Below are 12621 nucleotides of genomic sequence, written 5' to 3' on the forward strand. Positions count from 1 at the left end.
TGTCACACCCGCGCGGTCAGTAGCGATGACAGCGGCCGGAACGGCTGCAGCCATGCTCCCTGCTCGGGAAGCGAGTCCAGGCCGATCCGTGGCAACGGTTCCCGGAACACACCAGGAATGTCCTCCAGATCGATAAACTCCAAGGTATCCGACGCTAACGCCCAGCTCGCATGTTCGCGAAATCCGAGCACCTGCACCGGGGTGCCCTCGCGGGCTATTTCTTCGAGTGGATGCCGGAACGCCTGTCCGTCCGCCGACGCAACCAGAACCGCTGCCAGTCCCTCGCTGCGACGCAGGTCGATGTGGTCGAGCATGTCGCTGTCGACATCGCTGTCGTCGTCGATCTTCGGTTTTGCGAAGACGGCGAAACCCACGTTACGCAACGCTTCCACCCATGGGCGCACCACATCGGCGCTACCTGGGGCGATGTTGGTGAAGACGGTGGCTTCCGGTTCCAGCGAGACGTCCCCGTCATCGCCGCTTTCGGCGACCAGATCAGAGGTGTACGCGAGCAACCAGCGGCCCAACGCGTCGAAGCGGGGACGGTGCGCCGCCGTCGGACGGCCACCCAGGATCGCGCCCAGCCCCATGTCGAGATTCGGCGCATCCCAGACCAGCAACACGCGGCGTGGGGGCGTGCCGTCCGGCGTGTCGGAACCTGCGCTCGATCGGGCCTCTACCTGCGCGGTGTCGTCCTGCATGTCTTCGGTCACACTCATGGCAGTTTCTCCCACACCAGCTCGGTGACGTCGGGGCCGGCCAGTGCCTTGCGCTCGTACTTGGTGACCGGACGCTCGACCGAGACGGGCAGGGCCGCACCGGGCTCGACCCGGCGCAACCGGGGCTCGGCGTCGCCGACCTCGGCGATGTGCTCGGCATATCCGGCGTGGTCGGTGGCCGCATGAAGGATTCCGCCGGGGAGCAACCGGTCGGCGATCAGGGCCACGGTGGCCGGCTGCAGCAGGCGGCGCTTGTGATGGCGGGCCTTGGGCCAGGGGTCCGGGAAGTACACCCGCACGGCGGTCAGGGTCCCGGTGGTGAACATGTGCTCCAGCACGTCGACGCCGTCCCCCCGAACCAGGCGGATATTGGTGACGGGGGACGACGTCTGGTTGGTGCGGTCGATCGCGCTCAGCAGTTGGGCCAGGCCCTTGCGGTAGACCTCCACCGCGACGACGTCGAAATCGGGCTCGGCCTGGGCCATCGCCAGCGTGGACGTCCCGGTGCCGGAGCCGATCTCCAGGATCAGCGGGGCCGAGCGGCCGAACCAGGCCGTGGTGTCGAGGTCGACGACCGGTTGCGAATCCTCGTCACGGGCCTGGATGCCGACCTCAGGCCACAGCCGGTCCCACGTCTGTTGCTGGGCCGGCGACAGCGTCGACCGCCGGGTACGGAAGCTGGTCACCCGGGGAAAACGGTGCGGTTGGGCAGGCGGCACGTCGGCCGCCTCATCTGCCGACGCCGGCCCACCGACGTCGGACCTGGACGGGTGCATCCGTCCATCGTCTCTTATCGGGGGCGGTGTGCCCGCATCGTGGTAGAGATTGATACCCAACAGTTGCCTCCAGCTGCCAGGGCTCAAACATCCGTTCGCGAGTCCGTCCGGGTCGTGTCACGATTTTTTGTGAGGCACCGGGGTTGCGCCCGTCACCGCGTAGGGAAGGCCGCCAGATTTTCGCAGACGAACTCACACGCTTTGCCGACCGTGACGGCGATGCGCGGTTGGCGGAGATCGGTGCGCGGGTTTCGGCTCCCCTGACGGTGGGTGTGCGGGGACGTCGAGGCGTCGGGGTGACCTCGGTGGAGCACGCCCTTGCGGGCGCAGGTCTGGAGATCGCCGAAAGCGGAGATGTCACGGTGGTCGTCATCGCCGAGGTGCTCAAACCTGAGGATGAGGTCCTGCTCGCCGAGCTGCGCCGGGCGGGCCGTCCGACACTCGTCGTTCTCAACAAGGCCGATCTGGCCGGGTCCGGGCCCGGCGGTCCGATCGCGACCGCCCGTCACCGGGCGCGGCGTCTGCAGGAGTTGGCCGGAGTGCCGGTGGCGCCGATGATCGCGCTGCTGAGCCGGACGGTTCTGCCGGGGCCGCTGGTAGATGCACTCCGGCTGCTGGCTGCCGAGCCCGCGGACCTGACGTCGGTGGACGCCTTCGTCTCTGCTCCGCATCGGCTGGACGTGCCGGTGCGCGTCGACCTCCTGAACCGCCTCGACCGGTTCGGGATCGCGCACACCACGTTGGCGCTGAGCCGCGGTGCAACCGCCGAGAGCCTGCCGGAGTTGTTGCGGCGGCTCAGTGAGGTCGACCGGGTGGTCGCGGCCATCGATACCGCGGCCGCTTCGGTCCGGTACCGACGGGGGCGGTGGGCACTGGCTGAGCTGCGCGCGGTCGGCGGTCCGGCCGTGGGCCGCTTCCTGGCCGCGGACGAGACGGTGATCGCGCTGATGGCCGCGGCCGTGGACGTGGCGCAGGCCGACGGGCTGACGGTGGATCCCGGCGCCGACCGTGACGCCCACCTGTGCCGGGCCCGGCACTGGCGGCGCTACCGTGACGGTCCGGTGAATGCCCTGCACCGTAGTTGTGGCGACGACATTGTGCGAGGGTCACTGAGACTGTTGGGTGCGGCGGGTAAGGAACGATGACCGACGTGGGTACGGCCCGGGACGAGGCCGTGGCGGATGCGGTGGCGGCGGCTGACGCCGTGGTGGCGGCGATCGATCCCGGCCTGAACTCGCCGGGGGTGGAGACCCGCGACGCGGTGCTGGTGGCCGGTCCGTGGTTGGCCGGTTCGACGAGTGTGATGGCGGCGTTGCGGGAGCGGATGCCGGAGACCACGTTCGTGGAATCCACCGAACTGGTGGCCGGTGAGGCGCCGGCGGCCGTGATCTTCGTGGTTTCGGCGGCCGCTCCGATCACCGAATCCGACTGTGCCCTGGTTGATTTGGCGTCGCGCTACACCGACCTGGTGATCGGCGTGGTGTCCAAGATCGATGCCTACCGCGACTGGCGCGACGTACGCGACGCCGACGCGGAGATCCTGAGCGGACGCGACGAGCGCTACGACCGCATGCCCTGGGTGGGCGTGTCGGCGGCACCCGATCTCGGCGAACCGCAACTCGACGAACTCGTCGACCTGCTGTCCGGCCAGTTGGCCGATCCCGACGTAGCCCGCCGGAACAGGTTGCGCGCCTGGGAAACTCGTCTGGAAGCCGTGATCGGCCGCTACGAGGCCGACGGGTCCGGGGCGGATCGTCAGGCGCGGGTGGATGTGTTGCGGGAGCGTCGCGCCGAGTTGGCACGGGCCCGGAGGCTGACCCGCACCGAACGCAGCATCGCGCTGCGCAGTCAGATGCAGCAGGCCCGGGTTCAACTCGGCTACTTCGCCCGGAATCGCTGCAACTCGGTTCGCACCGAACTGCAGGAGGATGTCGCAGGCATCAGCCGTCGCCGGGTCGCGACGTTCGAGGAGTACGCCCGTCAGCGCGCCGGCGAGGTTGTCGGCGAGGTCGACGAGGGCATCACCGCGCACCTGCGCGGCATGGCGGCCGAACTCGAATTGACCGTGCCCGAGCCGCTGACTCAGTCGGCGGCCATCCCTGACCTGCCGCCACCGCCCCTGAAATCCCGCACACCCGAGACCCGGCTGATGCTGGTTCTGGGTGCGGGGTTCGGGCTCGGCGTCGCGGTGGCGGTCAGCCGGCTGCTGGTCGGCGCGGCGCCGCGACTGGCCGTGGCCGGACTCGTGGTCGGTGCGGTGGTGGGCCTGCTCCTGGCGGTCTGGGTGGTCGGCACCCGCGCGCTGTTGCACGACCGGGCGGTGCTGGATCGGTGGGTCGGCGAGATCACCACGACGCTGCGTTCGGCGGTGGAACAACTCGTCGCGACGCGGGTGCTCGCTGCGGAATCCGCACTCACCACCGAGCAGGCGGCCCGGGAGGAAGCCGACGGCGCCGCGGCGGCTGAGAAGACCGCCGCGATGGACGCCGAACTGCGCGAACATGCCATCGCCACCGCGCGGGCGGCGGCTCAGCGGGACCGTCGGATCCCTCCGCTACAGCGGGCGCTGGACGCGGTCCGGGCGGATTTGTACGGCAACAGCGATGCTACTGACGAGTAACCAGCTGATAACGTCGATCTGAATCGTTCCTGTGAGTGATCGGACATACCACTGGTTCACCGTGGGTATGTCACCCGCGTTAACCTCTACCCAAGGGGTAGCCGTGACCGCGTCGTGACGCGGGGTTGGGTTACACAAACCTACGCAGGAGAATTTGATGACCTCAGCGACCATTCCGGGTCTGGACACCGCACCGACGAAACATCAGGGACTGCTGGCCTGGGTTCAGGAGGTCGCAGAGTTGACTCAGCCTGACCGGGTGGTTTTCGCCGACGGGTCCGCCGAGGAGTACGACCGTCTGGCCGCCCACCTGGTCGAGGCGGGCACTTTCCAGAAGCTGAACGAGGAGAAGCAGCCGAACTCGTACCTGGCGCTCTCCGATCCGTCCGACGTCGCCCGCGTCGAATCACGCACCTTCATCTGCTCCGAGCGCGAGATCGATGCCGGCCCCACCAACAACTGGATGGATCCCACCGAGATGCGCGGGATCCTGGCCGACCTCTACCGCGGTTCGATGCGCGGTCGCACCATGTACGTGGTGCCGTTCTGCATGGGCCCGCTGGACGCCGAGGATCCCAAGCTCGGTGTGGAGATCACCGACTCCGAGTACGTCGTGGTCTCGATGCGCACCATGACCCGCATGGGCCAGGCCGCGCTCGACAAGATCGGTGACGACGGCTTCTTCGTCAAGGCGCTGCATTCGATCGGCGCTCCCCTGGAGCCCGGGCAGAAGGATGTGCCATGGCCGTGCAACGACACGAAGTACATCACCCACTTCCCGGAGACCCGCGAGATCATGAGCTTCGGCTCGGGCTACGGCGGTAACGCGCTGCTGGGCAAGAAGTGCTACTCGCTGCGCATCGCCTCGGCGATGGCCCACGACGAGGGCTGGCTCGCCGAGCACATGCTGATCGTCAAGCTGATTTCTCCCGAGAACAAGGCCTACTTCGTCGCGGCGGCGTTCCCGTCGGCCTGCGGCAAGACCAACCTCGCGATGCTGCAGCCCACCATCCCCGGCTGGCGCGCGGAGACCGTCGGTGACGACATCGCCTGGATGCGGTTCGGCAAGGACGGTCGGCTCTACGCCGTCAACCCGGAGTTCGGTTTCTTCGGCGTGGCGCCCGGCACCAACTGGGATTCCAACCCGAACGCGATGAAGACCATTGCCGCGGGCAACACCGTCTTCACCAACGTGGCCAAGACCGACGACAACGACGTGTGGTGGGAAGGCCTGGAGGGCGAGCCCGACCACCTGATCGACTGGAAGGGTCAGGACTGGAACCTGCGGGAGGCGGAAACCAAAGCGGCGCACCCGAACTCGCGCTACTGCACCCCGATCTCGCAGTGCCCGACGCTGGCACCGGAATGGGACGACCCGCAGGGTGTGCCGATCTCGGCGATCCTGTTCGGCGGCCGTCGCAAGACCACGGTCCCGCTGGTGACCCAAGCCCGCGACTGGCAGCACGGTGTGTTCATCGGCGCCACCCTGGGCTCCGAGCAGACCGCCGCCGCCGAGGGCAAGGTCGGCACCGTCCGTCGCGACCCGATGGCCATGCTGCCGTTCCTGGGCTACAACGTCGGCGACTACTTCCAGCACTGGATCAACATCGGCAAGAACGCCGACGAGTCCAAGATGCCCGCGGTGTTCTTCGTCAACTGGTTCCGCCGGGGCGATGACGGCCGCTTCCTGTGGCCGGGCTTCGGTGAGAACAGCCGCGTGCTGAAGTGGGCCATCGAGCGCATCGAGCACAAGGCCGACGGCAAGAGCACCCCGATCGGCATCGTGCCGACCGCGGCCGACCTGGACCTGGACGGGCTCGACGTGGATCCCGCCGACGTGGACGAGGCCCTGGCCGTCAACGCCGAGGAGTGGAAGGCCGAGCTCCCGCTGATCGAGGAGTGGTTCGAGTTCGTCGGTGAGAAGCTGCCCACCGGCATCAAGGACGAGTTCGACGCCCTCAAGCACCGTCTCGACGAAGAGGCCTAACCCTTTCCAGAACCGGCGACTGGCCAGTTATCGCACGCAAACCACGAAAAAGCGTGCAATAACTGGCCTTTCGGCTGTCTGGGCCCGGGTCAGCGCGCCGGCCACCACATGCGCTCGCCCAGCAGGCTCATCGCGGCGGGAACCAGGTAGGTCCGCACGACCGTGATGTCGAGCAGCAGGCCGATGCCGATGGTCGATCCGATCTGCACCAGGTTGAGCACCGTCCCGCTGGTCAGGGCGAACATCGTGATCGCGAAAACCACTCCGGCAGTGGTGATCACGCTGCCGGTGCTGCCGAAGCCGCGGATGATGCCGCTGGTCACGCCGCTGTGGGATTCCTCGCGGATCCGGGCGGCGAACAGCATGCTGTAGTCGGCGCCGACGGCGACCAGGGCCATGAACGCCACCGGGAAGACCGACCAGTCCAGGCTGATGCCGATCAGGTGTTGCCAGATCAGGGTGGACATTCCCGCTGCCGCGCCGAAGGACAGCACGACCGCGGCGATCATCAGCAGGGGAGCCACCAGGCTGCGCAGCATCACGATCAGTACCAGCAGCACGGCTGCCACCGCGACGACACCGAAAAGTGCGAAATCACGCCAGGTTTGGTCGATATGGCGTTGGGACAGCGACGCCAGGCCGGTCGATTTGATCTGGGCGTGCTCCAGCACGGTTCCCGTTGCGGCGTTGTTCGCCGCTGCGATGACGTCGGGTACCGCGCCCATGGCCTCGGCACCGTACGGGTTCACCGCCCAGACCACCATCATGCGGGCGCTGTGGCCGTCAGGGGAGATGAGCATTCGTTCGCCTGCGGTGAACCGGCGGTCGCTGCGGCCCTCCTCGGGCAGGTAGAAGCCGCGGCCCGCGCCGGTGCTGGTGTCGGCAGACATCCGCTGCAGGAAGTCCGACGCGCGGTTGAGCCCCGCACTGAGTTCGGTGGTCAGCGCCATCATGGTGTCGGTGCCGGACTTCACCTGGCCAAGCCCGGTGGTGAGTTGGCCCAGACCCGTTGACAGTTCGTTGATTCCGGACATCAGCCGGGTGAGGTCTCCGCGGGTCTGCTCGGGCGTGCGGGTGCCCAGCTGGTCGAGCATGGCTCGCAGCCCCTTGATGCCCGCGCGCAGGTCGGGCAGTGTTTCCAGCGCGGTGCTCACCGGACGCTCGGGGACCAGTGGGGCGGCAAGCGTCAATCCGGTGATCGCGAGTTGCGCCTTCCCGCCGGTGGCCGTGTTGAGGTCGGCGAATGCCTGCCGTGCGCGCAGGCAGTCCGCCGTGCAGTCGGGGCCGGGATCGGCTGCGGTGAGTGGGTCGAACACCGCGTGTACGGCTGCCGTGGGGACGGCCAATTTGTCTCGGGTGGCATCGATCTCGTTCACCGCACCTTCCAGTGCGTCGGTGGCGCCGGACATGGTGCGCACGACAGCCGACACATCGAGCGACCCGTCTGAGGCGGTGTCGACCACCCGGTTCGCGGATTCCAGGGTGCTGAGCAGGTTTCGGGTTAGCGTGACGAGATCGTGGGCGCCCTTGGCGAGTTCGGGCAGCCTCTCGGCGGCGCCGGTAGAGCCGTCGTGCAGCTGGGTCACCCCCGAGGCCAGGCGTTTCAGCTGCGGTATGGCCTGTTCGACGCGATTGTGGGCGTCCGCCAGGCCGGCGCCGACTTGTGCGGTCTGAGAACTGATGGCCGTCTCGGGCAAGGGTTTTCCCTCGGGCCGGGTGATCGAGCGGACGTAGGCGACCTGGGGGATGTTGCCGATGGACATGGCGATCAGGTCCAGCGCGGCCAGGTCATTGGTGTTGCGCATGTCGTGGTCGGCCCGAATGGTGACGAATTCCGGGGCCGCCTCATTGACGCCCCAGTGACGGTAGACGGCCTCGTAGCCGCGTTTGCTGTCGGTTGCGCGCAACTGCATGGCGTTCTCGTCGATGTTCGGCTGGAACGTGAACAGCACTGAACTGGTGGCGAGCAGGAACGCCAATGATGCGGCGACGAGGGCCGGGGCTCGGCGGATGATGGCCGCACCGCGCTTGCGCCAGCGCCGTTCATCCAGCGGCCGGGGTTCGGCATATCCGCGCCGGCCCCACAGTGCCATGACCGCTGGGGTCAGCGTCAGATTGACCGCCGCCGCTATCGCGATCGCCAGTGCGATGGGAGGTCCGGCGGTGCGGAACATCCCGATCTTGGTGAAGATCATGGCCATTCCGGCACCGGCAATGGTCAGAGCGGAGGCGATGACGATACCCGCGGTGTGCGCGCCGGAGCGGGCCACCGCGTCGTCGACACCCAGCCCTCGCCGTCGGCCCTCGTGGTAGTTGGCCAGCAGGAAGATGCCGTAGTCCGTGGCCGCGCCCAGCACCATCGCGGTGACCAGCGCGATGGTGAAGTTCGAAACCGTCATCAGGTCGTGTCCGCCCAGCCACGAGATGACCGGCCGCGCCACGGCCAGCGAAATAGCGACCGTGAGAAGGGGAATCATCGCCGTCAGCAGCGACCGGTAGACGGCGAGCAGGAGCAGCGTGATCAGCACGACCGATACCACGGTGATGATGGCCAGCGAGGTGTCGATGGCGGAGAACAGATCCGACAGCGTCGGTGCGGCGCCGGTGAAATGTACGTCGAGCCCGGCCGGGCGGGGAAGTTCTTCGACCACGGCCCGGACGTTCTCGGTGGACCGGTGCGCGCGGGTCGAGCCGACGTCGCCGGTGGTTGCCACGATCAGGTGGATGGCCTTCCCGTCGGGGCTCAGTCCGAGGTCCTCCAGTCCGGGGGTGCCGTAGGTGTCGAGCACATAGGCGACGTCGTCTTTGTCTGCCACCAGTCGCGATACCAGGTCGCGGTAGTAGGTGGTGTCCGCGGTGTCGAGGACCCGGTCGCTGGATACGACGATGCTGCCGACAGCGGTGGTGTCGGGGACGTCGAAATCCCGCGACATCTGCCGCAGGGTTTCGGTGGTCGCACTCTCCGGGGTGAACGGCGCGGAGTGCTCGGCCACGGTGCGTTCGAGCTGGGGGATGGCCAGATTGAGCACGCCGGCCAGGGCCAGCCACGCTCCCAGGACCACCCACGCATACTTCGCGCAGACTCGGGCGAGTTTGCCGAAGATCGCCAGATTGTGCATTTCGGCATCGTAGACCAATCGGTCTATGAGCGGTGAACTAGGATGGACCGACTGGTCTATTCGGTGATGGAGAGGGGTGGCGGCGGTGGCGGGCCCGCGGGAACGTCTCATTCTGAGCGCGATCGAGTTGATGCGTGAGTACGGCGTCCACGGGACGGGCCTCAGCGACCTCCTGCAGCGCAGCAGTACCGCCCGTGGTTCGATCTACCAGCATTTTCCGGCCGGGAAAACGGAACTGATGGAGCAGGCGACGCTGGAGGCCGGGCGGATCATCACCGCCAGGATCGAAGAGTTGACGCAGGCATTGCCTGCCGAGGACGTGATCCACGCCTTCATCGGCGGTTGGAAACAGAACTTGATCGACAGTGATTTCACCGGCGGATGTCCGATCGTGGCGGCCGCCCAGGCGGGTCCCGACGCGCTCGCGGTGCGTGAAGCCTCTGCATCAGTGTTTGCTGACTGGGCGCGGGTGATCGGCGCTTCGATCGAATCGAAGGGCGTGGACGCCGGGACTGCGGGCTCGCTCGGCAGCTTCATCGTCAGTTCACTCGAGGGCGCCATCATCCAGTGCCGCAGCGCCCGGTCGCTGCAACCACTCGATGACGCGGGTGCCGGTCTGCTGTTGCTTTTGCGGGGTGTCGGGGCTGACTGAACGTCCCGGTTCAACCTTCGGTGGCCAGCTCGGATCGTGCCCGGTCGATCTGTTCGAACGCATAGTCGGCAATCTCGGTGGTGGTCATGGTGGCGCCGGTCATCGCCAGTGATTGATAGCGTTCGTCGCCGAGAACGTCGCGCAGATGGGCGATTGCGGCGCTGATCTCGGGAAAACTCGGGTATCCGATTGCAGCCGTGGTGAATCCCATGATGGTAGTCGCCGGCTCGTGAATGCCCAGCCGCACAAGCAGCGCCGCGAGCAGCCCAAGCGTGACTCGCATGAGCTCAGTGGTCCCGGAATCGTAGTAGTGCCGGACGGTTTGGGCGATGTAACCAAACGCTTCGGAAAGCTCGCCGCGGTCGGCCGCGAGCCCCGCCAGAAGCCCCGCGATGATGGAAGTCTGCTGCCGGTCGCCGCTTTCGTCGGCGATCACCAGTGCCCGGCGAAGGGCTTCGTACGCCGTAGTGGGATCGGACTCCCGCCGGGCCCAGCCGTATCCGAGCAGCGCCGCGCCCGCCAGGCTGGGATTGTCGGCGGCCGCCGCGGCCGCGGGCAGATTCTCCGACACCGCCATCGCTTCGGCCGCGGCGCCGCAGACGGCCAACGCCACCACCATCACCGACTCGCTGGCGGTGTGGCCGTCCGGACTTCGCGCAATGCTGGCCCGGCACCACTCAACTGCCCGCTCGGGCCGACCCGTCGTGCTGTACCCGGCGGCCACCACACACGAGAACGCGTCGCCCACGTCGTCGAACTCTCCGCTGTCGATCGCCGCCCGGGCGGCGTCGGCGTACTCGTCGAAGTCGTTGAGTCGGCCCAATGCCGCACAGTTCGCAGCCCCCACGTACAACTGCGCCAGCCGCGGATGTCGAGTTGCTCTTGCGAGTGGGATTATCTCCTCGACCCAGGCGATGGGCTCCCATTGCTCGAGGAAGTACCCGAGGAAGATCGACGTCACCGCGATCGTGGCGGCGGTATCGAGGTCGCCGTGATCGGCCACCCATCGGAATGCCGCACGCAGGTTCGGCAGTTCGCCGGAGAACCATGCGTAGGACTCCCGCTGGAGCGGGCTGTCCCACAGGGCAAGCACTTCCGGCTCCAGGTTCGCGAAGTAGCGCGCGTGCGCGGCGCGGACAGCTTGGCCGTCGCCTGATTCGACGAGTTGTTCCTCGGCGAACTGGCGGATCGTCTCCAGCATCGAATAGCGGGTTCGCGCGGATGCTCGGTCGGCCACCAGCAGCGACTTGCGGACCAGGGCATCGAGGAGATCCAAGGTGATGAGTTCGTCGCCGGAGCCCGACACCGCGCACGCTCCCGCCAGATCGAATCCGCCGGAGAACACGGAACACCGTGCCAGCAGGGCCTTTTCATCGCCTTGCAGGAGGTCATAGGACCATTGCACAGCGTGGCGCAGCGTCTGGTGGCGCTCCAACCCGCGCCGTGCTCCGATGAGCAATCGGAAGCGATCATCGAGGCGGTCCCGCACCTCGGCAGCCGTCATCGACCCGGTGCGGGACGCCGCAAGCTCGATCGCCAACGGAATCCCGTCGAGCTTGCGGCAGATCTCGACTACTGCGGCGGCCTCCGCTGGTGCGGTGAACGTGGCGTACGGTGACACCGCTTGCGCCCGATCGATGAACAATGCGGCAGCGGCCGAATTGTTGCCGGCCCGGATATCCAATGACGGTACCGGCCAGAGCTGTTCGTCGTTGAGTCGGAGCCCTTCCCGGCTGGTGGCCAGGATTCCGACGGTGTCGGAATGGGCGAAGATCCGTTCGACCAGGTCCGCCGTGGCGTCAAGGACGTGTTCGCAGTTGTCGAGCACCAGCAGCCGGGATCGGCCTTCCAACGCCACGGCGACACTATCTGAGACGCTCAATCCTGCCTGTTGGGTGATTCCGAGCACGGCTGCGACCTCATCGGGTACGGCTGCCGGGTCTCCGACCGCGGCAAGTTCGATGACGAACACCCCATCCGGGTACCGGTCTGCGGATCGTGAAGCCAACTCCAGTGCGAGACGGGTCTTGCCGACACCGCCGACACCGGTCAACGTCACCACGCGGTGTGCTTTCAGAGTCGTGTCCAACTCGTCGAGTTCGGCCGCGCGGCCGATGAGGCTCGTGCTCGGCGTTCGCAGATTGCCTGGCTGGGCATCGATCGTATTCAACGGTGGGAACTCGGCGCGTAGGCCATCTGCCCGAACCTGGAAAAGCTCAACAGGTTTGGTGATATCGCGGAGCGTGCGGGGGCCAACCGAGATGAGGTCTACGTCGCTCAGCATTTCGGATGTCACTCCGTCGAGCAGGATCTGTCCACCGTGGCCGGCGGCCATGATGCGGGACGCTCGGTTGAGCACGGGTCCGAAGTAGTCGTCGCCGCGCAATTGAGCTTCTCCGGTGGCGATACCCATTCGGACCGGCAGTCCCAACTCCCGCTGCGCGGCCACCGCGGCCTCGACGGCGCCCGCTGGTGAGGTGAAGACAGCGCACACCCCGTCGCCGGTGTGTTTGAATGCCTGTCCTTCATGCTCGGTTATCGTCCGATGCAGCACCTCATCGTGGACCTCGAGCGCCGCCCGCATGGCGTCACGGTCGGACTCCCACCGTCGAGTGGATCCCTCGATATCGGTGAACAGAAACGTGAGGACTCCCGACGGCATGTCTGGGCCGTCCTCAGCGCCGTTCGGTGAATCGCATCGGCGCTCCCCACGCTGGATCCGCTGGGCGTTCTGACATCGTAGGACCG

The 12621-nt window shown here is 67.1% G+C and carries 8 protein-coding genes; 4 read left to right on the forward strand and 4 right to left on the reverse strand.

The features are described from left to right. Positions 1-2 precede the first annotated feature (2 nt). Together AC4LGL_RS30130 and trmB are read right to left on the reverse strand one after the other, a co-directional pair. Positions 3-719: an NYN domain-containing protein gene (locus AC4LGL_RS30130; protein WP_491841947.1), complete on the reverse strand. Its 717-nt coding sequence runs from the start codon at positions 717-719 to the stop codon at positions 3-5. Beyond that, entirely contained in the window at positions 716-1513 is a 798-nt protein-coding gene (gene trmB / locus AC4LGL_RS30135; protein WP_491842013.1) for a tRNA (guanosine(46)-N7)-methyltransferase TrmB, read from the reverse strand. Before trmB ends, AC4LGL_RS30130 begins: the two co-directional genes overlap by 4 nt. A gap of 287 nt (positions 1514-1800) precedes the next feature. On the opposite strand from trmB, the gene AC4LGL_RS30140 reads away from it, so the two are divergent. The 3 genes from AC4LGL_RS30140 to AC4LGL_RS30150 all read left to right on the forward strand — a co-directional run bounded on the left by AC4LGL_RS30140 (position 1801) and on the right by AC4LGL_RS30150 (position 6102). Continuing rightward, positions 1801-2640, forward strand: coding sequence for a P-loop NTPase family protein (locus tag AC4LGL_RS30140; RefSeq protein ID WP_491841948.1), 840 nt, complete (start codon positions 1801-1803; stop codon positions 2638-2640). Then, the gene (locus tag AC4LGL_RS30145) at positions 2637-4115 is read left to right on the forward strand and encodes a hypothetical protein (protein WP_491841949.1); all 1479 of its coding nucleotides are present in this window, start codon (positions 2637-2639) and stop codon (positions 4113-4115) included. The genes AC4LGL_RS30140 and AC4LGL_RS30145 overlap by 4 nt, the downstream gene beginning before the upstream one ends. A gap of 157 nt (positions 4116-4272) precedes the next feature. Beyond that, on the forward strand, positions 4273-6102 hold the full coding sequence (locus AC4LGL_RS30150) for a phosphoenolpyruvate carboxykinase (GTP) (protein WP_491841950.1): 1830 nt from the start codon (positions 4273-4275) through the stop codon (positions 6100-6102). A gap of 89 nt (positions 6103-6191) precedes the next feature. Here the strand turns inward: AC4LGL_RS30150 and AC4LGL_RS30155 are convergent, their stop codons facing one another. After that, the gene (locus AC4LGL_RS30155; protein WP_491841951.1) at positions 6192-9221 is read right to left on the reverse strand and encodes an MMPL family transporter; all 3030 of its coding nucleotides are present in this window, start codon (positions 9219-9221) and stop codon (positions 6192-6194) included. 76 nt (positions 9222-9297) lie between these two features. Between AC4LGL_RS30155 and AC4LGL_RS30160 the strand changes: the two genes are divergently transcribed. After that, positions 9298-9873 carry a TetR/AcrR family transcriptional regulator gene (locus AC4LGL_RS30160; RefSeq protein WP_491841952.1) on the forward strand — a complete coding sequence of 192 codons (576 nt, stop codon included), beginning with the start codon at positions 9298-9300 and terminating at the stop codon, positions 9871-9873. Positions 9874-9883: 10 nt separating this feature from the next. Here the strand turns inward: AC4LGL_RS30160 and AC4LGL_RS30165 are convergent, their stop codons facing one another. After that, the gene (locus tag AC4LGL_RS30165) at positions 9884-12535 is read right to left on the reverse strand and encodes an ATP-binding protein (protein WP_491841953.1); all 2652 of its coding nucleotides are present in this window, start codon (positions 12533-12535) and stop codon (positions 9884-9886) included. Between the last annotated feature and the right edge of the window lie 86 nt (positions 12536-12621).

It is taken from the genome of Mycolicibacterium arcueilense (assembly GCF_058536225.1).